Source organism: Actinophytocola xanthii, assembly GCF_001921205.1.
GTDB lineage: Bacteria > Actinomycetota > Actinomycetes > Mycobacteriales > Pseudonocardiaceae > Actinophytocola > Actinophytocola xanthii.
Genome location: NZ_MSIE01000029.1, coordinates 1 through 21,525, shown reverse-complemented (window position 1 = coordinate 21,525; position 21,525 = coordinate 1). Strand labels below are relative to the sequence as shown.

The 21,525-nt window shown below is 73.7% G+C and carries 21 protein-coding genes; 16 read left to right on the top strand and 5 right to left on the bottom strand.

All coding sequences use genetic code 11. The features are described 5' to 3' along the window. Positions 1–43: 43 nt before the first annotated feature. The 3 genes from BU204_RS16250 (at position 44) to BU204_RS16240 (ending at position 4,902) form a co-directional block, all read left to right on the top strand. Complete coding sequence (locus tag BU204_RS16250) at positions 44–3,301, top strand: ATP-dependent helicase (protein WP_233160360.1); 3,258 nt, start codon at positions 44–46, stop codon at positions 3,299–3,301. A gap of 70 nt (positions 3,302–3,371) precedes the next feature. Beyond that, on the top strand, positions 3,372–4,439 hold the full coding sequence (locus tag BU204_RS16245; protein WP_075126641.1) for a potassium channel family protein: 1,068 nt from the start codon (positions 3,372–3,374) through the stop codon (positions 4,437–4,439). Positions 4,440–4,476: 37 nt separating this feature from the next. Next, complete coding sequence (locus BU204_RS16240) at positions 4,477–4,902, top strand: hypothetical protein (RefSeq protein ID WP_083661368.1); 426 nt, start codon at positions 4,477–4,479, stop codon at positions 4,900–4,902. A gap of 4 nt (positions 4,903–4,906) precedes the next feature. Here the strand turns inward: BU204_RS16240 and BU204_RS16235 are convergent, their stop codons facing one another. Further along, positions 4,907–5,878: a neutral zinc metallopeptidase gene (locus BU204_RS16235; protein WP_158073469.1), complete on the bottom strand. Its 972-nt coding sequence runs from the start codon at positions 5,876–5,878 to the stop codon at positions 4,907–4,909. A 90-nt stretch (positions 5,879–5,968) separates the two neighbouring features. Between BU204_RS16235 and BU204_RS16230 the strand changes: the two genes are divergently transcribed. From BU204_RS16230 to nudC, 4 genes are all read left to right on the top strand, one after another. Further along, positions 5,969–7,615 carry a DUF2207 family protein gene (locus BU204_RS16230; RefSeq protein WP_075126524.1) on the top strand — a complete coding sequence of 549 codons (1,647 nt, stop codon included), beginning with the start codon at positions 5,969–5,971 and terminating at the stop codon, positions 7,613–7,615. A gap of 66 nt (positions 7,616–7,681) precedes the next feature. Next, a complete protein-coding gene (locus tag BU204_RS16225; protein ID WP_075126523.1) occupies positions 7,682–8,965 on the top strand; it encodes a M16 family metallopeptidase in 1,284 nt (427 codons plus the stop codon). Then, positions 8,962–10,323 carry a M16 family metallopeptidase gene (locus BU204_RS16220; RefSeq protein ID WP_075126522.1) on the top strand — a complete coding sequence of 454 codons (1,362 nt, stop codon included), beginning with the start codon at positions 8,962–8,964 and terminating at the stop codon, positions 10,321–10,323. The genes BU204_RS16225 and BU204_RS16220 overlap by 4 nt, the downstream gene beginning before the upstream one ends. Next, the gene (gene nudC, locus BU204_RS16215) at positions 10,320–11,297 is read left to right on the top strand and encodes an NAD(+) diphosphatase (protein WP_075126521.1); all 978 of its coding nucleotides are present in this window, start codon (positions 10,320–10,322) and stop codon (positions 11,295–11,297) included. Before BU204_RS16220 ends, nudC begins: the two co-directional genes overlap by 4 nt. 19 nt (positions 11,298–11,316) lie before the next feature. Here the strand turns inward: nudC and BU204_RS16210 are convergent, their stop codons facing one another. Then, entirely contained in the window at positions 11,317–11,733 is a 417-nt protein-coding gene (locus BU204_RS16210; protein WP_075126520.1) for a hypothetical protein, read from the bottom strand. Positions 11,734–11,870: 137 nt separating this feature from the next. On the opposite strand from BU204_RS16210, the gene BU204_RS16205 reads away from it, so the two are divergent. The 8 genes from BU204_RS16205 (at position 11,871) to BU204_RS16170 (ending at position 18,346) form a co-directional block, all read left to right on the top strand. After that, positions 11,871–12,806 carry a cobalamin biosynthesis protein gene (locus BU204_RS16205; protein ID WP_075126638.1) on the top strand — a complete coding sequence of 312 codons (936 nt, stop codon included), beginning with the start codon at positions 11,871–11,873 and terminating at the stop codon, positions 12,804–12,806. A gap of 98 nt (positions 12,807–12,904) precedes the next feature. Further along, on the top strand, positions 12,905–13,501 hold the full coding sequence (locus BU204_RS16200) for a peptidase inhibitor family I36 protein (protein WP_083661365.1): 597 nt from the start codon (positions 12,905–12,907) through the stop codon (positions 13,499–13,501). A 69-nt stretch (positions 13,502–13,570) separates the two neighbouring features. Continuing rightward, positions 13,571–13,969: an SRPBCC family protein gene (locus BU204_RS16195; protein ID WP_075126518.1), complete on the top strand. Its 399-nt coding sequence runs from the start codon at positions 13,571–13,573 to the stop codon at positions 13,967–13,969. Between the two features lie 491 nt (positions 13,970–14,460). After that, entirely contained in the window at positions 14,461–15,684 is a 1,224-nt protein-coding gene (locus tag BU204_RS16190) for a hypothetical protein (protein ID WP_075126517.1), read from the top strand. After that, positions 15,681–16,193, top strand: a complete 513-nt coding sequence (locus BU204_RS16185; RefSeq protein WP_233160359.1) for an NUDIX domain-containing protein — start codon at positions 15,681–15,683, stop codon at positions 16,191–16,193. Before BU204_RS16190 ends, BU204_RS16185 begins: the two co-directional genes overlap by 4 nt. Beyond that, complete coding sequence (locus BU204_RS16180) at positions 16,186–16,686, top strand: low molecular weight protein-tyrosine-phosphatase (RefSeq protein ID WP_198942892.1); 501 nt, start codon at positions 16,186–16,188, stop codon at positions 16,684–16,686. Before BU204_RS16185 ends, BU204_RS16180 begins: the two co-directional genes overlap by 8 nt. Next, positions 16,683–17,516: a fructosamine kinase family protein gene (locus BU204_RS16175; RefSeq protein WP_198942891.1), complete on the top strand. Its 834-nt coding sequence runs from the start codon at positions 16,683–16,685 to the stop codon at positions 17,514–17,516. The genes BU204_RS16180 and BU204_RS16175 overlap by 4 nt, the downstream gene beginning before the upstream one ends. A gap of 20 nt (positions 17,517–17,536) precedes the next feature. Next, entirely contained in the window at positions 17,537–18,346 is an 810-nt protein-coding gene (locus BU204_RS16170) for an SURF1 family cytochrome oxidase biogenesis protein (protein ID WP_075126515.1), read from the top strand. A 6-nt stretch (positions 18,347–18,352) separates the two neighbouring features. Here BU204_RS16170 and BU204_RS16165 read toward each other — a convergent pair whose 3' ends face one another. Further along, entirely contained in the window at positions 18,353–18,814 is a 462-nt protein-coding gene (locus BU204_RS16165; protein ID WP_075126514.1) for a DUF2000 domain-containing protein, read from the bottom strand. Here BU204_RS16165 and BU204_RS16160 point away from each other — a divergent pair. Further along, positions 18,813–19,616, top strand: coding sequence for a helix-turn-helix transcriptional regulator (locus BU204_RS16160; protein WP_075126513.1), 804 nt, complete (start codon positions 18,813–18,815; stop codon positions 19,614–19,616). The genes BU204_RS16165 and BU204_RS16160 overlap by 2 nt on opposite strands. Here the strand turns inward: BU204_RS16160 and BU204_RS16155 are convergent. Both BU204_RS16155 and BU204_RS16150 read right to left on the bottom strand, forming a co-directional pair. After that, positions 19,600–19,812 (bottom strand): hypothetical protein, encoded by a 213-nt coding sequence (locus BU204_RS16155; RefSeq protein WP_075126512.1) that lies wholly within the window; start codon positions 19,810–19,812, stop codon positions 19,600–19,602. The two genes, BU204_RS16160 and BU204_RS16155, sit on opposite strands and share 17 nt — an antisense overlap. Position 19,813: 1 nt before the next feature. After that, on the bottom strand, positions 19,814–21,418 hold the full coding sequence (locus BU204_RS16150; protein ID WP_075126511.1) for a TROVE domain-containing protein: 1,605 nt from the start codon (positions 21,416–21,418) through the stop codon (positions 19,814–19,816). Positions 21,419–21,525: the final 107 nt, after the last annotated feature.

The following is a 21,525-nucleotide window of genomic DNA, read 5'->3' as shown; positions in this document are numbered from 1 at the left end:
TTGCTTCACGTTCCCCTGAGGTGACGGTTTCGGAGGTGGTCCATTGAGTGCACGGCTGGTTGGGCCGCGGGTGTTGGCGGCTGAACTCGGGTTGCCGAGCCCGACCGACGAGCAGGTGGCGGTGATCGCCGCTCCGGCCGAGCCGGCGTTGGTGGTGGCCGGGGCGGGGGCCGGCAAGACCGAGACGATGGCGGCGCGGGTGGTCTGGCTGGTCGCCAACGGGCTGGTCACCCCCGACCGGGTGCTCGGGCTGACCTTCACCCGCAAGGCGGCGCGCCAGCTTGCCGACCGGGTGCGTGCCCGGCTGCGCCGGCTGGCCGGCTCCGGGCTGCTGACCCGGCTGGACCCCAGCGGGGAGCGGCTCGCGTCGCTGTACGGGGGGGAGCCGACCGTGCTCACCTACCACGCCTATGCGGGCCGTCTGGTCGCCGAGCACGGGCTGCGGCTGCCGGTCGAGCCCGGCGCCCGGCTGCTCACCGAGACCGCCTGCTGGCAGCTCGCCCACCGGGTGGTGTCGACCTGGACCCAGGACCTGGACACCGACCGCGTCCCGGTCACCGTCACCCGCTACCTACTGGAGCTGGCCGGCGAGCTGGCCGAGCACCTGGTGGACGAGGACGCGCTCGCCCGGTACTCCGAGGAGGTGTGCGCGGCGATCGAGAACGCGCCGCGCGCCCCCCGCCAGCGTGCCGAGCTGTCCCAGGACCTGCGTGAGGTCGTCGCCACCCAGCGGTTCCGGGTCGCGCTGCTGCCGCTGGTGCGGGCCTACGGCGAGCGCAAGCGGCGCGAGGGCGCGCTGGACTTCGCCGACCAGATGGCGCTGGCCGCGCGGCTCGCGGCCGGACACCCCGAGGTGGCGCGGGGGGAGCGGGAGCGCTGGGGCGCGGCCCTGCTCGACGAGTACCAGGACACCGGGCACGCCCAGCGGATCCTGCTGCGCTCGCTGTTCGGCGCCGGCGCCGAACCGATACCGGTCACCGCGGTCGGTGACCCGGTCCAGGCGATCTACGGCTGGCGCGGCGCGAGCGCGGCCAACCTGCCCCGCTTCGCCACCGACTTCCCCCGGCGCGACGGCGCGCGGGCGGTGCCGGCCACCCGGTACGGGCTGCTGACCAGCTTCCGCAACCCGCCGGAGGTGCTGGCGCTCGCCAACGCGGTCTCCGCCCCGCTGCGCGCGGCCGGTCTCGATGTCGACGAGCTGCGCGCACCCCCCACCGCCGAGCCGGCCGACGTCCGCTGCGCGCTGCTGCCCGACGCCGACGCCGAGGTCGGCTGGGTGGCCGACCGGATCACCGAACGCTGGCACGCCGCCGTCGAGCACACCGGTCGCCCACCGACCGCCGCGGTGCTGGTGCGCCGCCGCGCGGACATGACCGACATCGCCGCGGCCCTGCGCGAGCGCGGCCTGCCGGTCGAGGTGGTCGGCATCGGCGGGTTGCTCGACGAGCCGGAGGTGCGCGACCTCGTCTCGGCGCTGCGGGTGCTGATCGACCCGCTGGCCGGCACCGCGGCCGCCCGGGTGCTGACCGGCGCGCGCTGGCGGCTCGGCGCGGCCGACCTCGCCGCGCTGTGGCGGCGCGCGGCCGAGCTGGGCCGGTCCTACCAGGCAACCGAGGGAGTGGGCGCCCTGGTCGACACGGTCTCCGGCGAGGGGGCCGAGCAGGCCGGGTTGGTCGACGCGATCGACGACCCCGGGCCCGCCGAGGCGTACTCGACCGAGGGCAACCGGCGGATCCGCACACTCGGTGCCGAGCTGCGCGGGCTGCGCCGCCGGCTCGACCAGCCGCTGCCCGAGCTGGTGGCCGAGGTCGAGCGGGTGATGCTGCTCGACGTCGAGGCCAAGGCGCGGCCCGGTGGCGCCGGTCGGGCGCACCTGAACAAGTTCGCCGACGTCGTGTCGGACTACGCCCAGACCAGCCCCTCGGCGAGCCTGCCGGCGCTGCTGGACTACCTGGCCGCCGCCGAGGCCGCCGAGGACGGTCTGGAGCCCGGCGAGGTGGAGGTGGCACAGGACCGCGTGCAGATCCTCACCGTGCACTCGGCGAAGGGGCTGGAGTGGCAGGTCGTCGCCGTGCCGCACCTGGTCGCCGACGTCTTCCCCAGCCGCAAGCGCACCTCGTCCTGGCTGCGCGCGGTGACCCAGCTGCCCGCGCCGATGCGCGGCGACGCCGCCGACCTGCCCCGGCTGGAGCTCGGCGGCGCGGCCAACCGCAAGGAGGTCGAGCAGGAGCTGACCCGGCACGCCGAGGCGTTCGCCGAACGGGACCTCGTCGAGGAGCGGCGGCTCTGCTACGTCGCGCTGACCCGGTCCGAGCGGACCCTGCTCGTCTCCGCCCACTGGTGGGGCCGCACCGGCTCGCGGCCCAAGGGCCCGTCGGACTTCTTCACCGAGGTGGCCGAGGTGGTCTCGGAGCTGGACGAGCGGGTGGCCGTGGTCGAGCACCTGGCACCGCCCCCGCCCGAGGACGAGGAGAACCCGCTCGCCACCGCCGAGCGGGCCGGGACCTGGCCCTCGGACCCGCTGGCGCTCGGGCGGGAGGACGTGCGAGCCGGAGCGGCGATGGTGCGCGAGGAGCTGGCCGCGCTGCGCGCCGGGGCCGGTCAGCTCTCGATGCTCGAGGAGGACCCGGAGGGCTGGGAGGCCGACACGGACGTGCTGCTCGCCGAGCGCGCCCAGGCCGCCGCCGGGCGCGAGCAGGTGACGCTGCCGCCCACGATGTCGGTGACCCAGCTCGTCGAGCTGGCCGCCGACCCGGCGGCGCTCGCCCGCAGGCTGCGCCGCCCCCTGCCGTTCCCGCCCAACCCGACGGCGCGCCGCGGCACCGCCTTCCACGCCTGGCTGGAGAAGCGGTTCGGCTCCCGCGCGCTGCTCGACCTGGACGAGCTGCCCGGCTCCGCCGACGAGGGCGCGGCGCCGGACGCCGAGCTCGACGCGCTCAAGGACGCCTTCCTGGCCAGCTCCTGGTCCGACCGGGTCCCCCACGAGGTTGAGGTGCCGTTCACCTGCGACGTCGCCGGCATCTCACTGCGCGGCCGGATGGACGCGGTCTTCGCCGACCCGGACGGCGGCTGGACGGTCGTCGACTGGAAGACCGGGACCCTCCCGCGCGAGGAGGACCTGCCGGCGTTGACCGTCCAGCTGGCCGCGTACCGGCTGGCCTGGGCCGACCTCTCGGGAACCGCGGTCGACCGGGTGCGGGCGGCCTTCCACTACGTGCGCCAGGACCAGACCCTGCGCCCGGCGGACCTGCTCTCCGCCGAGCGGATCCGCGATCTTCTTCAAGCGGTCCCCACGGCCTGAACCGGACGCGGACGGGTACGCTCCCGCCGTGAGTAGCCCTGACGAGCCGGAGCGCGGGCTGTCGTACAAGCTGCGCGCACGCCTCGGCACCGACCGGCTGACCGACCGACCCGACCACTCGCTGGTCGGCGTGATCCGGATGCCGGAGGACTCGGTCAGCCCGATCACCTCGATCGTGCGGCGGGTGATCTGGGCGTTCGTCGCCCTGACCGCGGCGGTGTTCCTGGTCTACCTCGACCGCGACGGCTACCGGGACGCGAACGGCGACGGCCTGTCGCTGCTCGACTGCTTCTACTACGCCACGGTCTCCCTCTCGACCACCGGATACGGTGACATCACGCCGGTAAGCCAGTCGGCGCGGCTGATCAACATCCTGGTCATCACCCCGCTGCGGGTGCTGTTCCTGATCGTGCTGGTCGGTACCACCCTGGCCGTGCTCACCGAGCGGTCGCGCCAGGCGTTCAAGCTGCAACGATGGAGGACAAGGGTGCGCGATCACGTGGTGGTCGTCGGTTACGGCACCAAGGGGCGGTCCGCGGTCAGCTCCGTGCTGTCCGACGGCGTGGAGCCGGAGCGCATCGTCGTGGTGGACACCGACCAGTCGATGCTGGACGCGGCGTCCGCGCTCGGCCTGGTCACCGTGCACGGCTCGGGCACCCGGTCGGACGTGCTGCGGGTGGCCGGCGTGCCCCGGGCGCGGGCGGTCGTCGTCGCGGCCAACCGCGACGACTCGGCGGTGCTGGTCACGCTGACCGCGCGCGAGCTCGCGCCAAAGGCCCAGATCGTGGCCGCGGTGCGGGAGGCGGAGAACGTGCACCTGCTGCGCCAGTCCGGGGCGAACTCGGTGGTGGTCTCCAGCGAGACGGCGGGCCGGCTGCTCGGCATGGCCACGCACACCCCGACCGTCGTGGACATGGTGGAGGACCTGATCACGCCCGAGTCGGGCCTCGCGATCGCGGAGCGCGACGTCGAGCAGACCGAGGTCGGCGGGTCGCCCCGGCACCTGCCCGACATCGTGCTCGGGGTCGTTCGGAACGGGAAGCTCTTCCGGGTGGACCACCCCGAGGTGGACGCGATGGAGTCCGGCGACCGACTGCTCTACGTCAAGAAGATCACGCCCGCGAGCGACGCCGACTGACGCGGGTCCGCACCGAAGGCTCTGCCACCATCGTCGGGTGCGGATCTCCGGCGCGTGGGCGTGGGCAGCCCTGGGCACCGGGCTGTTCCTGCTGGCGGTGGTCGTCGGCGCGGTGGCCGACCTGCTCGACCTGACCGGCACCCCGGCCCCGGCGCCACTGTCGGGCAGGCGGGTGACGGCGACCGTGGTCGTCGGCGCGTCCTGCGACGCCCCCGGCGCCGACGAGCGGGTGCGGTTCACCCTGGACGGCAGCGAGCGGGAGGCCCGCTTCGACGGCTGCGGGCACGTCGAGGGCGAGCCGGTGGAGATAGCCCTGCCGGCCGATCTCTCCGGGGAGATCGTGGTGAGCGCCGCGCAGACGGTCCGCGGCGAGGTCGTGGTCGGGAAGGGCCTCGGCGCGCTCCTGCTGGTGGTGTCCGCGGCGGCGGGTGCGGCCTTCGTGTTCCTGCTGCGCCGGGCCTGACCGGTCAGGCGACGGCGCCCGGAGCCGATCGCCAGGTGTTGCACCGCGCGGTGCGGTTGTGCCGCACGCCCAGCTCCCACCAGGCCGAGTTGTGTGCGTCGGTGCCGTGGACGCGGGGCCTGCCGGCATGGTGGTCGCCGCGGTCCTGGCTGGCGCGGGCGTCGGCGAGGATCGAGGCGTCGACCGAGCCGCGCCCCCGCGCGGCGGCGAAGAACATGCCGGAGAAGCACTGCGCCTGCAGCTCGAGCCGCCGGGAGAGCTCCAGCCCCGGTCCGGTGTCGGGGCCGGCCTCGTGGCGCTCGGTGGCGTAGGCGTACCGCACGCCGCTCAGGTCCTGCACGTGGTGTCCGTACTCGTGCGCGAGGACGGCGAGGTAGACGCCGGGCCGGGCGCCGTAGGACTCGGTCTGCAGGCCCCCGAAGGGCAGGTAGACGGTCTTGTTCCGGCCGCAGTAGAAGGCGGCCACCTCCCCGCGGCCGGCGGCGACCGCGCCGCACGGGCTGGTCCAGGCGGTGCCGGCGGGGAACGCGAGCGCCGGGGGAGAGAAGGGGAGACCGGCGCGCCGCAGCACGGGTCCCCAGGCGGCGTCGAGGCAGGGCAGGGCGCTGGTGAGGAAGGCGGCCGCGGCCCGCGGGGTGGTGGCCCATCGCGAGAGCCGGCAGGTGACCGGCGGCGCGCCCAGACCGGCGGCGAACAGCGGGTTGTCGGCGAGCGAGTAGACCGGCCGGGGCGTGGTGGCGGACGGCACGGCGGCGGTCGGCGTGACGGCCCTGTCCCGGGTCCCCCGGGTCGGCTCGCCGTGCCCGGCGTCGGCGTCCGAGCTCCCGCGGTCGGCCACCACGAGGGCTCCCACCGTGCCGGCAACCACGAGCACCGCCAGCAGGGCGCCAGCGAGCAGGGTGCGTCGGCGCGCCGGACCGGGCCGCGGCCGATCCCGCGGCGGCCGTTCCGTCGGCCGCTGTGGGCGCTGTGTCATTCCTCCTCCCCCACGGCCTCTCCCCGGAACGTTCCGGCCTCTCCCCGCACCGCCGTTGAGCATAAGTTTCCTCGACTATCCTCGGCAGACGTGCTGGCGAACTGGGGAGCCGCGGCCGCCGTGACGGCGGTGCTCGGTCTGACACAGCCGTTGGCGCCCACCCCGTCCCCGGACGCGCCGATCCTCGAGCTTCCCGCCCGGCTCGACCCCACCCGCCCGACCGACCCGCCCACCGGTCCCCGGCCCTCCCCGCTGCACCCGAGGAGCCTGCACGTCGCCGTCCGGCTCGGGCAGGACGGCCGTCTCGCGGTCACCGAGCAGGTCTTCGTGCAGGCCAACGGGAGCATGACCCGCCACGCCCCGCTGCGCCTGCCCGCCGGTGTCGACCGGGTCTACACCGTCGACGACGTCACCGTGCACGGCAACGGCGACACCGAGGTCACCGCCGACGAGTTCGTGCTGCGAGCCGGCGAGGGCGTCACCACGATCCGGTACCTGGTCGACGGTGCGGTCGTCGAGGCAGGCGACCACCAGGAGGTCCGCTGGCAGCTGACCGGCGGCTGGGACACGTCCGTGAGCCTGCTGCGGGCCTCGTTCGTCGCGCCCGAGCTGCCCACCGACGTCGTCTGCCTCGCCGGGCGGCGCGGCTCCGACACCCCCTGCGAGTCCGCCCTGACCGACCGCGGCCGGGTCCTGCGGATCCACGAGTCGGACCTGCCGGCGGGGGAGCGGGTCGACCTGGAGGTGCGCCTGCCGGCGGGCACCGTCGGCACCACCGGCCGGTTCGACCCGGTGATCCAGCCAAGCGCGTTCGCCGTGACCCCGATCAGCGGGGTCGGGCTCGGCCTGCTCGCGCTGGTGCTCGTCGGCGGGTTCGCCCTGCTCTGGCTGGCGCGCCTGCGTGACTCGCGCGCCCTGGCCACCGACGTCGGACCCGTGCGGCCGCTGGTCGACGAGGGCGGCAGGGTGGTGTTCGCCTCGCCGGACGGGGTGCTGCCCGGGCAGGTCGGCACGGTCGTCGACGAACAGGTGGACGCCGCGGACGTGACGGCGACGGTCCTGGACCTCGCCGTGCGCAACTACCTGTCGGTGCGCCGGCAGCACGACGACTGGGTGCTCCTGCGCCGCAACGCGCCGGACGCGGCGCTGAGCCGCTACGAACGCGCGGTCGACGCCGCCCTGCTCGGCGACGCCGAACAGGTGTCGCTGGCCGACCTGCGCGGGTGCGGGCTCGACCTCACCCAGGTCCGGGAGGACCTCTACGCCGGGGTGGTCCGCCACGACTGGTTCACCCGCCGCCCCGACCACGAGCGCACCGGGTGGATGGTCCTCGGGTTCCTGCTCGCGGTGGCCGGCGTGGTCGCGACGGTCGTCCTGACGCTCACCGTCGGACACGCCCTGCTCGGCCTGGGGCTGGTCGCGGCCGGGCTCGGCGTGGCCGCCGGCGCCCGGTTCATGCCGGCCAGGACCCGTCGGGGCAGCGTGCTCGTGCGGCAGCTCCGCGGCGTGCTCGGCTACCTGCGCGGGGACGGGCCGGCCCGCGTGCCAGCCGCCGACCGGGAGATGGTGCTGTCCCGTTCGCTGCCCTACGCGGTGGTGCTCGGCGAGACCGAGGGCTGGCTCGCCCGCTTCGCCGGCCTCACCGATCTCTACTGGTACGAAGGCGACCTCGCCGAGCTGCCGGCCTTCCTGCGCGAGCTCGACGCGCTCGTCGCGGCGGCCGGACGGCTGCGTTGACTCCGCTGCTGGCGAACGCGTCAGGGGTCGCCGCCGAATGTCCGAGTTGCCACGTAGGCTGCGCACATGTCAGCTAGCGAGCTCACCAGGTTCACGCTGCCCAACGGGTTGCGGGTCGTTCTCGCGCCGGACCCGACAGCACCGGTGGTCGGCGTGAGCGTGCACTACGACGTCGGGTTCCGCTCCGAGCCGGAAGGGCGGACGGGCTTCGCGCACCTCTTCGAGCACCTGATGTTCCAGGGCAGCGAGAGCCTGGAGAAGCTGGCGCACTTCCGGCACGTGCAGTCCTCGGGGGGCACCTTCAACGGGTCCACCCACCCGGACTACACCGACTACTTCATGGTCCTGCCCTCCGCCGGCCTCGAGCGCGCGCTGTTCCTCGAGGCCGACCGGATGCGCGCGCCCAAGCTGACCGAGGAGAACCTGCGCAACCAGGTCGACGTGGTCAAGGAGGAGATCCGGCTCAACGTGCTGAACCGGCCCTACGGCGGGTTCCCGTGGATCCTCCTGCCGCCGGTGCTCTACCAGACCTTTCCCAACGCGCACAACGGCTACGGCGACTTCAGCGAGCTGGAGCAGGCCGACCTCGACGACTGCGCCCAGTTCTTCGACACCTACTACTCGCCGGCCAACGCGGTGCTCACCGTGGCCGGGGACATCACGGTGGACCGGGCCCGCGAGCTGATCGACCGGCACTTCGGCGACGTCCCGCACCGTCCGGCCCCGACCCGGCCCTCGTTCGCCGAGCCGCCGCCCACCGGCGAGCGTCGTGGCGAGCACCTCGACCCACACGCCCCGCTGCCCGCGGTGGCCCTCGGCTACCGCATTCCCGACCCGGTGCACGAGCTCGACGGTTACCTGGCCAACCTCGTGCTCGCCGCGGTGCTCGCCGAGGGCGACGGCTCCCGGCTACAGCAGCGCCTGCTGCACCGGGAGCCGATGGTCACCGACATCGACGCCGCCTGTGGGCTGTTCGGCCCGTTCGAGGCCCGCGACCCCGACACGTTCATCATCACCGCCGTGCACTCGCCCGAGGTGGGCCAGCCGCGCCTGCTCGCCGCGATCGACGAGGAGCTGGACAAGCTCGCGAGCACGCCGCCGAGCGACCAGGAGCTCGCCAAGGTGACCGCGCGCTGGGTGGCCGGCCTGCACCGCGAACACGACCGGATCGTCTCGCGCACCCTCGCGTTCGGTTCGCTCGAGCTGCTGCACGGCGACCCCAACCTGGCCAACGAGCTGCCCACCCGGATCTCCTCGGTGACCCCGGAGGCCGTGGCCGCCGCGGCCAAGGCGCTGCGCCCCGACTCGCGTGCGGTGCTCACCGTGACGCCGGCAGGAGGAGACAAGTGACCAGCTTCCGTACCGCCGCCGAGATCGGCCGGACCGACCGCGGGCCGCGGCCGCTGCCCGAGCTGGGGGAGCAGCGCGCGGCAACCGGTCTGTCCTCTATAGACACCATGCTGGACAACGGCCTGCGCGTGATCGCCGTGCACCAGACGACCGTGCCGATGGTCGAGGTGCGCGTACGGATCCCGTTCGCCGGTACCGATCCCATGCACGCCGCGACGGCCGAGGTGCTCGCCGGCACCCTGCTCACCGGCACCGCGCGGCGCGACCGGGTGGCCGTCGACACCGACCTGGCCCTGGTCGGCGGCGAGCTGGACGCCGCCGTCGACCCGGAGCGCCTGTCGATCAGCGGGAACGCGTTGGCCAGCGGGTTGGACACCCTGCTCGACGTGCTCGCCGACGCGCTCACCGGCGCCATCTACGCCGACGACGAGGTGATCCGCGAGCGTGACCGGCTCGTCGAGCGGATCGCGGTGGCGCGTTCCCAGCCGAGCGTGATCGCCCGCGAGGCGCTGCAGCGCCACCGCTACGGGGACCACCCGTTCACCCGGGAGATGCCCGACGCCGACGACGTCGCCCACGTCAACGGCGACCTGGTCCGCGCCCTGCACAGGTCCGGGGTACTGCCCCGCGGCTCGCTGCTGGTGCTGGTCGGGGACGTGGAGCCGGAGGAGGCGGTGTCGCGCATCGGTGCCGCGCTCGCCGGCTGGACCTCGGACCGCTCCGCGGTCGAGCTGCCCCCGCTGCCCGAGGTCACCGGCGGCGACATGCTGTTCGTGCCGCGCCCGGGCGCCGTGCAGTCGCAGCTGCGGCTCACCGCGGAGGCGATCCCGCGCACCGACGACCGGTACCCGGCGTTGCAGCTGGCCAACCTGGTCTTCGGCGGGTTCTTCTCCTCGCGCCTGGTGGAGAACATCCGCGAGGACAAGGGGTACACCTACCACGCACGTTCCTCGCTCGAGTTCACCCCGAGCGGTGCGACCCTGCTCGTCGAGTCGGACACGGCCAGCGAGGTCACCGCGCCCGCGCTGCTCGAGACCCGCTACGAGCTGGCGCGCCTCGGCGTCGTGCCGCCAACGGAGTCCGAAGTAGACACTGTCCGCCGGTACGCCGTCGGCTCCCTGCTGATCTCCACCGGGTCGCAGTCCGGTCTGGCCTCGCAACTGGCCGCGCTGGCCGCGCTCGGCCTGGGCATGGACTGGCTGGTGGCCCACCCCGGCCGGTTGGCCGAGGTCACCGCCGACCAGATCGCCGAGGCCGCGCTCCAGTTCTTCTCCCCGACCCGCTACACGGGCGTGGTCGTCGGCGACGAGACGCAGCTGCCCTACCTCAGTGCGCTGGGCGGCGTGCGGTCGGCATGACCGAGCCGTTCCAGCTGCCCGCCCTGCCGACCCTGTCCCGGTCCACAGTGGACCGGGACGAGGCAGTGCGGACCGACCGCGAGCGCCTGGCGAAGCTGTGGGCGACCGGCCGGGTGGTGCTGCTGGACGAGAAGGGCCGCACCCCGGTCGGCGCCGGCGCCACCAGCCTCGCGACCCGGACTGCGGCCCAGGTGGCCGAGGCGGCGGCGGAGGACGCGTTGCTGCTGGGCGAACACGACGGCGTCGGCTACTGGGCCCTGCGGGGTGCGGTCGACCTGCGTGAGGGGGTGCCGTCCCCCGACAGCGCCTGGGGTCTGTGGACCGGCGCGGCCGACCAGGACGGCGAGGAGTGGCACGACCTGCGCACGGTCGGAGCCCTGCTCGACGACACCTCGGCCGGCCTGCTCACCACGGCGGTGGCCCTGGCCGGGTGGCACGAACGGGCGCGCTTCTGCGGCAGGTGCGGCGCACCCACCGAACGCGTCCACGCCGGCTGGGCCACCCACTGCACGGGGTGTGGCCGCGAGGAGTACCCCCGGACCGACCCGGCCGTGATCTGCCTGGTCCACGACGACGTGGGCGTGAACGGTGAGAACGTCCTGCTGGCCCGCCAGCCCGTGTGGCCGCCCGAGCGGTACTCGGTGCTGGCCGGCTTCGTCGAGGCGGGCGAGTCCCTGGAGGCGTGCGTGGCCAGGGAGGTCGCGGAGGAGGTCGGGGTCTCGGTGTCCGACATCCGTTATCTGGGCAGCCAGCCCTGGCCCTTCCCCCGCTCGATCATGGTCGGCTTCGCCGCGAGCGCTCCGCACGGCGCACCCCTCCACCCCGCCGAGGGCGAGATCGAACAGGCCCACTGGGTGCCCCGAGCCCAGGTGCGGGAAGCCCTCGCCGCCGGCGGCGAGCTGGACGGCCTGCGCCTGCCCGGCCCGACCTCGATAGCCCGGATGATGCTCGCCGGCTGGGCGGCCGCGTCGTGACCGCCGCCCTCCCCCGGTGTCAGGAAGCGGCGGCGGCCGCGTTGGCGCGCTCCCACTGGACCAGCACCACGTAGTACAGGAACACCCGCACCGCCAGCGGCAGGTCGGCGGGCAGGTCGGCGTGCGAGGTGGTGTTGAGCCAGCCCTCCGGCTCGATCCGCCCTACCGGCGCTCCGCCCCGGTGCAGCTCCCACGCCGACCGCCAGAACGAGGGCCTCACCAACTCCAGCCGGCCGGTCTTCGTCGTGACCACCCACCGCCGGTGGGTCTCCCGGTCGGCCGTCGCGACCGTCCCACCCGGACCAGTGAGCAGGAACCGCTTCGACCGCTCCCGCTGGACCGCCAGCGCCTCGCCGTCCACGGCGAACTCCGCGCCCTCGCGGCGGACCTGCCGTAGTTCCCCGAGCGATCGGCCGTCCTCGTCGAACTCGTACACCCGTTTGAAAAAGCCTCGCCGGCGCGCGCGCAACATGCCGGCATTCAACCAGCGCCCCTGAGCACCCGCCGATCGGTGGCGATACGGTGTCGACCTCGTGGCGCGGCAACCGGCCGCGCGGTGCGGGGGTGGTGACGGTGGGGTTGGCACGCGCGGTCGGCCTGCTGCTCGGGGTGGCTGCCGACGGGGCGTTCGGCGATCCGCGACGCGGGCATCCGGTCGCCGGCTTCGGTCGGGTGGCCGGCCGGGTCGAGCGGCTGCTGTACCGCGACGACAAGCTGGCGGGGGTGGTGTTCACCGCGCTGCTCACCGGCGGCGCCGTCGGCCTCGGGGCGGCCATCGACCGGCGCACCCGCGCCCACCCGCTCCTGCGCACCGCGACCACGGCCGCCGCGACCTGGATCGTGCTCGGCGGCCGCTCGCTGGCCGTACAGGGCGCGGCGATGGGCCGCGAGCTGGACGCCGGTGAGGTCGCCGCGGCCAGGGAGCGCCTACCGCACCTGTGCGGGCGCGACCCGTCCCGGTTGGACGCCGAGGGCCTGGCCAGGGCGGTGGTGGAGTCGGTGGCCGAGAACACCTCCGACGCGGTCGTCGCGCCGCTGCTGTGGGGTGCGGTGGCCGGCGTGCCGGGCCTGCTCGGCTATCGCGCGGCGAACACCCTCGACGCGATGGTCGGCTACCGGAACGCGCGGTACCGCCGCTTCGGCTGGGCGTCCGCGCGTCTGGACGACGTTATGAACCTGCTCCCGGCCCGCCTGGCCGCCGCACTGACGGTCGCCGGGGCGCCCGTGGTCGGCGGCTCCTACCGCGGCGCGTGGCAGGCCTGGCACCAGGACGCCGCGGCGCACCCCAGCCCGAACGCGGGCCGGGTGGAGGCGGCGTTCGCCGGCGCCCTCGAGGTCCGCCTGGGCGGTCGCACCGTGTACGCCCACGGCGTCGAGGAGCGGCCGGTGCTGGGGGAGGGCCGTGCCCCCGACGCCGGCCACGTGACCCGCGCGGTCGAGCTGTCCCGAGTGGTGGGCGCGATGGCGACCGCACTGGCGGCGGTGCTCGCCGTGTTCCGCTCCCGCTAGCGCACTCCGTTTTGCACCCTGGTGCACATTCTCCAGAATGATTTATCCCGGGCGTACAGTCACCGAAAAACCTTTTCTGCCTGGTTCAAGGAGGACAGATGTTGGTGACCTCGCCTCTGCTCGGAAGACGCCGACCGGGCTGGGTATTCGTCGTTCTGGCGTCCGTGGTTGCCCTGGTAGTAGGAATGGTGTCGACGGCGGCGGCCGCGCCTGGCGATGCGACCCCCGATGCGCGGCACGGTGTTCCTGCTCTGCTGACCAAGCAGGCGGCGTCCGCGGCCGAGTTGCGGGCGCAGCTCGACCTGCAGCTCGAGCTGTTTCCCGGCGGAAGGCAGACCGCCTCGAACGAGATCAGCTACGGCGGGGGCCAGTTCGTCGTCTCCTATGCTCAGCCGGGGGAAAAGCAGGTGCGTGCCGCGGACTGCCCGTCCGGTTGGTTCTGTTTTTACGACCGCACGAACTACGGTTATCCGCGCGGCAGGCTCAGCGACGTCGGTGTGCAGAACCTGTCGACATGGGGCTGGGAGAACCGCACCGAGTCGGTGCACAACAACACCAGCACGTATGTCGAGTTCCTCGACAACAATGAGGGGTTCCTGTTCTGCATGGAGTCCCGGGCGGTGAGCTCCGACGTGAACCCCTGGCGCAACCAGGCCGACATGGTGAACCGAGGTGGCCAGCACGCCTTCTGCTGAGGAACGAGAGCCGCGCCCGGCGTCCGGCCTACCATCTCAGCTGAGGCGGTGACCGGAGGGGTGGTGTGCATGGTCGGCCAGACCAAGGACGTCGGCTGGAACATCGGCGTGTCCAGGACCGTGCCCCACCCCGTGGAGCGCGTGTGGCAGCTGCTGACCAGCCCGCGGGGCCTCCGCCTCTGGCTTGGCGACACCGAGCTCGGCACCCGCAAGGGCGACCCCTACCGCACCACCGACGGCACGGTCGGCGAGCTCCGCAGCCGCCACGAGAACGACCGAGTCCGCCTCACCTGGCGCCCGGCGACCTGGGACCACGACACCACGCTCCAGGTGGCCGTCCGCCCCCGCGGCGAGACCAGGACCATGCTCCGCTTCCACCAGGAATGGCTGGCCGACGCCCAGGAACGCGAACACCAACGCGACCACTGGCGCGCCGTGATGGACAAGGTCGTCGAGGCCCTCGGCTGATCAGCGAACGCGCCCGCTCCGTGCGAGATAAGCGCGGTGACACGTGGCGCATGACCGCAAGGTCCACACCCCGACCGCCCTCAGCTGGTTCTCGGTCGGACAGCGGTGGTTCGACGGCACCGTCTCCCCGCAGAGGGTGTACCAGCGCCCGTCGGCATCCTGGACCGCCAGGTGACGCACCCCAACTGGATCCGGCAACAGTGGAGCGGCCTGCACACCGCGCGGCACGGCGATCGCCCTGCGGCCGGGAGCAGGGCCGATCCCGCACCGGCACCCCTGGTCACCGTCCGTCCCTCTGGTCGGCGGCTGCTCTCGGTCCTGGTCGGAGGGGCCCATCTCTTCGTCGTCGGGCGCCCTCGACCTGGGCCCCACGGCACAGCGCCTGGGCATCTGACAGGGCAAGATGGGCGGGCATGCGCAGTCCGAGGGAGAGCCGAATGCAGCGGAACGAACGACTCCGAACCGCTCGCGAGTCGACTCCGTCCCCCCGCGTGCCAGGCGCTCACCTGTCCCGGACAGAGCTGGCCGAGGCCGTCAACGCCTGGCTGCTCGTCAACACCGACCGCCCGGGCATCCTGGACGACGCTTACGTCGCCCGGCTGGAACGCGGTCGCATCCGCTGGCCCAACTCCGATTACCGGGCCGCCTTTCGGGCTGTCCTGGGCGCGACATCCGACGCCGGGCTGGGATTCCGCCCCTCGGCCGCGAACCGCCGACCGGTACGTACGGCGACGGCGCTGCCCAACCCATCCGCCAACACGCCGGCCGCGTCTCCCGACGCACCCGGAGAGACACCGTCCAACGTCCCAGGCATCCGGGCGATCGCCACCGCCTTCCAGACGGCTGACCGGCGCCTCGGCGGCGGCGCGCTGTACGGCTCGGTCCTGCGGTATCTCACCACTGAGATCGGGCCGCGCCTGGTCGACGCTGAGGGCCCGGCGGGGAGCGAGCTGTTCGCCGCCGCGGCTTCGCTGACCGAGATCGCCGGGTGGATGGCCCACGACGGTGGTGACGACACGGCGGCTCGGAACCACTTCGAACGCGCCTATCGCCTGGCGTCCGCCGCCGACCACGTCCCATTGATCGCCAACGTGTGTGCCTCGATGTCTCACCTGGCCGTGGAGCTCAACGAACCGGCGGAAGCTGTCCGGATTGCCGAGGTGGGGCTGAGCAAAGTCCCGCGCACCAGCGGAACGAGTCAACTCGCGGCACGACTGCATGCCATGCGTGCCCGAGCGTTGGCGGCGACAGGGGCGACTGCGGCTACCGTGAGCGCTTTGTCCGAAGCGGAACGCGCCCTGTCCGTTACCGACAACGACCCGTCCCCCGACTGGATCGCCCGGTTCGACCAGGCCTCTCTGGCGAGTGAGACCGCGACGTGCCTACGACAGCTCGGCGATCTGGACGGGGCACGCCGACAGGCGGAGTGCGTGATCGAGCTGCGGGTCGGCGATCGGGTGAGGTCCCGGGCCTTCGGTCACCTCACACTTGCGGAACTGCTGGCGGACGCGGGCAGGGTGGACGAGGCCGCCACGCTCGGAGCCGAGGTGTGCCGAGCCACCGTCTCCCTGGCCTCGGCTCGGGTGCGACGGCGCCTGGAGGCGCTAGGAGCGGCTGTACGACCGCATGCGACGGTGCCCGAGGTCAGGGCCTTCTTGCACATGCTCGAACCCGACGTCACGCGGTCCGAGCGGTATCCCCGGTGGCCTGTGTGACCGACGAGCAGCGATGGGCCTACCTCGCCGAGGGGAACGCCAGGCAGGCCCGCAAACGCGTCGCCGCCGACGTGGTGGTCCGGGACACGGCCGGTCGCGTCCTGCTCGTCGACCCGACGTACAAGGAGCACTGGGACCTTCCCGGCGGCATGGCCGAGGCGAACGAACCCCCGCGCGCCGCGGCCGAGCGGGAGCTGCGTGAGGAGCTGGGCCTGGTCACCACCGTCGGTCGCGTGCTGGTGGTCGACTGGGACGGTCCGCACGGTCCCTGGGACGACCAGCTCGTGTTCGTCTTCGACGGCGGGGTTCTCGACCCGGTCCGCGCCGCGGCGCTCCGCGTCGCCGATCACGAGCTGGCCGGGTTCGAGTTCGTCCCGTCGACCGGCCTCCAGGACCGGCTCCGGGCGGACATGGTCGATCGCGCGACGCGGGCGCTCGACGCGCTGCGCACCGGCGTCACCCACTACGGCGAGCACCGCCGCGGCGAGGAAGACTGGTCCCATGGCTGACCACGACCCGACGAGCCTGCACGTCTGCTTCGTCTGCTCCGGCAACATCTGCCGCTCCCCGATGGCCGCGCTGATCTTCGCCGGGCACCTGGAGCGGGCGGGGTTGGCTGACCAGGTCCAGGTGTCCAGCGCAGGGATCGGGCCCTGGCACGTCGGCGAGCCGGCCGACCCGCGGGTCGTCCAGTTGCTCAAGGGACACCACTACGGCGCCGAGCACCTCGCCGCCCAGGTCGGCACCGAGCACCTCTCGGCCGACCTGCTGCTTGCCATGGACGCCGGTCACGAGGCAGCCCTGCGTGACCTCCTCGCCCACCAGGGCGACACGCCGGAGCGGGTGCGGATGTTCCGCTCGTTCGACCCGGGCGCCGGCGACGACCTGGACGTGCCCGACCCGTACTACGGCAACGACGCCGGCTTCACCGACGTCATGCGCATGATCGAGGCCGCGGTGCCGGGCCTGCTCGCCTGGGTGCGCGAGCGCCTCGGCCGGTGACCCGGCCCGCCGCCGCCCTGACCGGGGTCGCCGCCGTCTCGGGCACCCGGCTCGGCGGCACCGCGCACCGGGTCACGCTCGCGGACGGCTCGGCGGTGGTCGCCAAGCGGCACGACCATCGCTCGGCGGTGCTGGCCGAGGTCGCCGGACTGCGCTGGCTCGCGGCCGCCGACGCGGTGCCGGTCCCGGCCGTCCGCGGACACGACGACGAGTGGCTGGTCGTCGACGCCGTCGCGACCGGGTCGCCGAGCGGGGCCGGTGCCGAGGCCCTGGGCCGAGGGCTCGCCCGGCTGCACGAGGCAGGCGCCGACGCGTTCGGCTCGCCACCCCCGGCGGGCCCGGTCGACGCCTGGATCGGCCTGGCGCCGATGCGCAACACCACCGGCGAGGACTGGCCCTCCTGGTACGCCGAGCACCGGCTGCTGCCCTACCTCCGCACGGTCGCCGACCAGGGCTTCGCTCTCCCGGAGGTGGAGCGGGTGTGCGCCAGGCTCGACGAGCTCGCCGGGCCGGCAGAGCCGCCCGCGCGCCTGCACGGCGACCTGTGGAGCGGCAACGTGCTGTGGTCGGCGGACGGTCGGGCCTGGCTGATCGACCCCGCGGCGCACGGCGGCCACCGGGAGACCGACCTCGCGATGCTGCACCTGTTCGGCTGCGCCCACCTGGACCGGATCGTGGCCGCCTACGACGAGACGGCGCCGCTTGCCGCCGGCTGGCGCGCCAGGATCCCCCTGCACCAGCTGTTCCCCCTGCTGGTGCATGCGGTGCTGTTCGGCGGCGGGTACGCCCGGCAGGCGGCGCAGGCCGCCCGGGCGGCACTGCGCGGATGACGCTGGCCTACCGTGGGGGAGTGCGGTTGCGGTTCCTGCTCCGGCCAGGATGGCTGGCGTTGACGGCGGTGGTGCTGGTCTTCGCGGCCATGTGCTTCACCGTGCTCGCGCCGTGGCAGTTCTCCCGGCACGCCGAGCGCAAGGCCACCAACGAGGCGATCATCCGGTCCAGCTCGGCGCGCCCGGTCGCGGTGTCGGAGGTGGAGCGGCCCGGCGAGTGGCGGCGGGTGACGGCGACCGGCCGGTACCTGTCCGAGGACGAGGTGGTGGCGCGCCTGCGCACCGTCCAGGGCGAGCCGGCCTTCGAGGTGCTGACCCCGTTCCGCCTCTCCGACGGCGAGGTCGTGCTGGTGAACCGCGGCTTCGTCCGCCCGCGGCAGGGACAGGTGCCCTCCTATCCCGAGGCCCCGGCCGCCGAGGTGACGATCACCGCGCGGTTCCGCGTCGACGAGCGAGACCCCCAGTCCCGCCCGCCCGCACCGGGGGAGGACGGCCACCCCCAGGTCTACGCGGTCGACTCCCGCGCCGTCGGACAGGTGAGCGACCTGCGGATCCGGCCGGGGTACCTGGCCCTGGTCGACGGCAGCCCCGGCGTGCTGAGCCCGCTGCCGCTGCCCGAGATCGAGGTCGGCCCGTTCCTGTCCTACGCCCTGCAGTGGATCACCTTCGGTGCGATGGCCCTGCTCGCCTGGCTGTACTTCACCTGGCGCGAGATCCGGCCAGGCGGCGTGCTGGCCACCGAGCGCCGTCCGACCGGCCGCCGCTCGGTGGCCCAACAGATCGCCGAGGAAGAGGCCAGGGAACGCGCGGCCAGCGGGGCGGGGGCCTGACCCGCCCTACGGGTGTAGGCGGCTGCCTTTGACGATCTTGTCGACCGCGTTGCGGGGGCCGTGGACGGCGATGCCGACCAGGTCCAGGTCCGCCTTCGGCACCGCACGCACGGCGGCCCGGTTGTCCTCGTCGTTGCCGGTGGTGAACAGCTCCGCCGTGAAGATGGACATCGGCAGGCCGCGGGACTCGGCGCGGGTGTGGGCAGCGGTGAGGGTCGGCGCCAACCCCTCGAACACCAGCACCGGTTGGCCGAACATGGCCAGGTACTTGGTGCCGTCAGCGTCGGCGTAGGGCTCGCCGATGAGCTCGGGCACGGCGGCGGCGATCCCGCTGACCAGGAACGCGCACACGTTCAGGCGCTGCCAGGTCTCCAGGTCCTCCCGGAGCAGGACAGCGATCTTCGTCTCGAAACGCACCTGGTCAGCGTGCTGCCACCGACCTCGGCACGTCTTGTACGTTCCTTGCATGGCCGGCGAGCCGGACATCACCGCATGGCATCCCCCGGTCGAGGGCATCCGGGAGGTCTTCCACGCCCGCTTCACCACCCACGCCTACCCCTCCCACACCCACGAGGCCTGGACCCTCCTGCTGGTCGACGACGGCGTCGTCCGCTACGACCTCGACCGCCACGAGCACGGCGCCATCCGCTCCGCGGTCACCCTGCTGCCGCCCGGCGTCCCGCACGACGGCCGCGCCGCGGGCCCGTCCGGGTTCCGCAAGCGCGTGCTCTACCTCGAGCCCTCGGTGCTGGACCCGGCCCTCGTCGGCGCCGCCGTCGACCGGCCGAGCCTGCCCGACCCGCCGCTGCGCGACCGCGTCCACCGGCTGCATGCCACCCTCACCGCCCGCACCGAGGACCTGGAGGCGCAGAGCAGGCTCGCCTTCGTCGTCGAGCGGCTGAGCGGCCACCTGCGTCCGCACGCCCGCCCGGAGCCCACCCCGGCAGGCCTCGCCCACCGCCTGCGCGAACTGCTCGACGCCACCCTGCCGACAGGGCTCACGCTCACCGAGGCGGCCGCCGAGCTGGGCGCCCACCCGGCCTCGCTGGTCCGCGCGTTCAGCACGGCCTTCGGCATCCCGCCGCACCGCTACCTCACCGGCCGCCGCCTCGAGCTGGCCCGCGCGCACCTGCTCGACGGCGTCCCGGTCGCCGAGGCCGCCACCCGCGCCGGTTTCTACGACCAGGCCCACCTGACCAGGCACTTCTCCCGACTGCTCGGCATCGCGCCGGGCGGCTACCTGCGCTCGGGGCTCAGGTACGCCCCTTGACGATCGCCGCGATCAGCTCCGGGCTGCACCCCACGGCCTTCGCGAGCGCGGGATAGGTCCACCGCCGCGGGTCGGCGTCCCGGAGCGCGCGGACCAGGCGGTTGCGTTGCTCGCGGTGCCGCTCGGCCAAGGCGGCCGCAGCAGACGCGCGTTCGTGGTGTTCGCGCGCCTGCTGCGCCCGGATGTCCGAGACCACCTCACAGACCTCGGGCGAAGTCGGTGATCAGGTTCGGAACCGCCGCGTCGAACCCGGCGACGTCGAGCATCCCCGGATCGGACGGGTCGGCGATGGAGAACCGCGTCGCCGTCATGCCGACGACGACCAGCTTCGCGTCGATCCCGGTCTGCTTCCGGTACTGGCGCAGTGCCTGGTGCGGGTGCACCGTGCCGGCCCACGTCTCGTTGTCCGTGTAGACGACGAACGTGTCCACCGCCAGCCCCTTGTCCAGGGCGTGGAGCATCGGCAGCGCACAGTCGGTCCCACCGAACGGCAGGTCCGAGACCGTGCGGATCACGTCGTCGAGCCGCTGGCGGGGGCTGATCGGGAGCGTCCGGAGCACGGTGCCGTGACGCTTCCGGAGCCGGCCCGAGGTGAACCCGACGAGCTCGTACCGCTGCTCGGTCGCGGCCGTCACCAACGCCAGCGCGGCTGACGCCTCACGGCAGGTGAGCGGCATCCCGCTGATCGCCGAGGTCATCGACCCCGACACGTCCAGCGCGAGCATCATGCGCTTCCCGGTCGGCTCCACAGCACCGAAAGCCGCGTAGAACGCACTGTCCAGCGCATCGACGATCGGCCGCGAGGGAGTCCACTCCGCGGAGCCGCGCGCGCCGTGACCGGAGGCGTAGGTGCGCTGCGCCACCAGCACGTTCACCGGGTGCACCCGTGCCTTGCGGAGCCGCTCCGGGTCGGCCAGCCGCTCGGCGACCGGCCCGGCCCACGAGCCCGACGGCGTGAGCATCCCGAGCCGTGTCAGCCGGGGCAGCTGACGCATCAGCGCGGTCTGCGGCATGCCGCCCGCCAACAGCGCCTCCCACACCTCGGTCGTGTTAAGGTGCGCGTCCGGCAGCATCTCCCACGACAGCCCGTACTCGGTGACCAGACCGGCCACCTCGTCGGGCGTGCCGGCCGCCTGCGCCCGCTGGTAACCCTCGACGATCCGCAGCCCGTCGAGCTCGGTCTCGCGCCCGAGGATCCAGCGGAACAGGCGGTTGCGGCTGTCCTCGCCGGTCTCCGGGTGCGCGAGACGCAGCAGGTCGCGGTGGGACCAGCCCTCGCGCTGCTGGTACTTCACCGCCTGGAACGCCACGTCCTCAACCGGCTTGTTCAGGTACCAGTCGGCGACGGCGCGCCGCAGCCCTCGGCCCCAGCCACGAAACTGCTCGACGTAGCGGGCGAACAGGAACAGGTGGGTGCCCGTGCGGGCAACCAGCGGCAGGGCCGCGAGCGCGGTCCTGCGCCCGTCGTCGTCACCGAGCGAGCACGCCGCGGCCAACGCGAACAGCGTCGGGTTCTGCTTCGGTGCCCGCCCGGCCCGCGACACGGCGACGATCTCGGCGACGAGGTCGGCTGTGCGGGTGCGGGCCAGGTCGAGCACGACGCCGGCGTTGTCCTTCGTGAGGTCGGCGGCGCTGGCGTAGTAGGTGCCGCCGTCCGTGCCGAGCACGAGGAACCGGCGCAGGCGCGCCATGTCGTCGATGGTGAAGGTGTAGCCGCCGGCGTCGTTCTTCTCCTGGCGCGCGTCGGCCTTCTCGTTCTGCGGGGTCTGGCGGGTGCTGACAGCCGCGAGCGGATCTGTCACGGGGAGCTCCTGGGGTGAGAACCGGCAGGGCTGCGCGCAAGTGAGTGGTGACCGGGACTTTTAGAGCCTGTTCCTGAACTGATCTTGGTCGGCGTGTCGGGTGCTGG

Excerpts from the sequence above, each read along its gene's own strand:
- BU204_RS16235 (WP_158073469.1), bottom strand. The coding sequence starts at position 5,878 with ATGACACAGCGCCCACAGCGGCCGACGGAACGGCCGCCGCGGGATCGG.
- BU204_RS16225 (WP_075126523.1), top strand. The coding sequence starts at position 7,682 with ATGTCAGCTAGCGAGCTCACCAGGTTCACGCTGCCCAACGGGTTGCGG.
- nudC (WP_075126521.1), top strand. The coding sequence starts at position 10,320 with ATGACCGAGCCGTTCCAGCTGCCCGCCCTGCCGACCCTGTCCCGGTCC.
- BU204_RS16200 (WP_083661365.1), top strand. The coding sequence starts at position 12,905 with ATGTTGGTGACCTCGCCTCTGCTCGGAAGACGCCGACCGGGCTGGGTA.
- BU204_RS16195 (WP_075126518.1), top strand. The coding sequence starts at position 13,571 with ATGGTCGGCCAGACCAAGGACGTCGGCTGGAACATCGGCGTGTCCAGG.
- BU204_RS16180 (WP_198942892.1), top strand. The coding sequence starts at position 16,186 with ATGGCTGACCACGACCCGACGAGCCTGCACGTCTGCTTCGTCTGCTCC.
- BU204_RS16160 (WP_075126513.1), top strand. The coding sequence starts at position 18,813 with ATGGCCGGCGAGCCGGACATCACCGCATGGCATCCCCCGGTCGAGGGC.
- BU204_RS16165 (WP_075126514.1), bottom strand. The coding sequence starts at position 18,814 with ATGCAAGGAACGTACAAGACGTGCCGAGGTCGGTGGCAGCACGCTGAC.